The organism is Microvirga pakistanensis (genome assembly GCF_004458765.1).
GTDB classification, from domain to species: domain Bacteria; phylum Pseudomonadota; class Alphaproteobacteria; order Rhizobiales; family Beijerinckiaceae; genus Microvirga; species Microvirga pakistanensis.
Genome location: NZ_SPJX01000515.1, coordinates 1 through 223, shown reverse-complemented (window position 1 = coordinate 223; position 223 = coordinate 1). Strand labels below are relative to the sequence as shown.

The 223-nt window shown below is 62.3% G+C and carries 1 protein-coding gene; it reads left to right on the top strand.

Going from position 1 to position 223, the window contains the following annotated elements; genetic code table 11:
- Positions 1-7: 7 nt before the first annotated feature.
- Complete coding sequence (locus E4K09_RS30895) at positions 8-88, top strand: GyrI-like domain-containing protein (RefSeq protein ID WP_342211360.1); 81 nt, start codon at positions 8-10, stop codon at positions 86-88.
- Positions 89-223 lie beyond the last annotated feature (135 nt).

Sequence of the window (223 nt, the reverse complement as noted above, 5' to 3'; positions counted from 1 at the left end):
TGCCCCGATGTTCGAGGAGTATCTCAACAGCCCGCGCGACACGCCGCCGACCGATCTGCGGACGGATATCTATCTTCCTCTGAAGTGAGGCCTGCATTCCGAAAAAGAAAAAGGCGCGGCCGAGGCCGCGCCTTTCTCGTCTTCACAATGAAGCCTTGAGCTTACTCGCCGGCGTTCGCGGCCTTCTGCTGGTCGCGCTGCGCCTTCTCGGCGTCGCGCTCGG

What these genes read in the sequence shown, in the direction of transcription:
- E4K09_RS30895 (WP_342211360.1), top strand. Translation starts at nt 8, where the DNA reads ATGTTCGAGGAGTATCTCAACAGCCCGCGCGACACGCCGCCGACCGAT.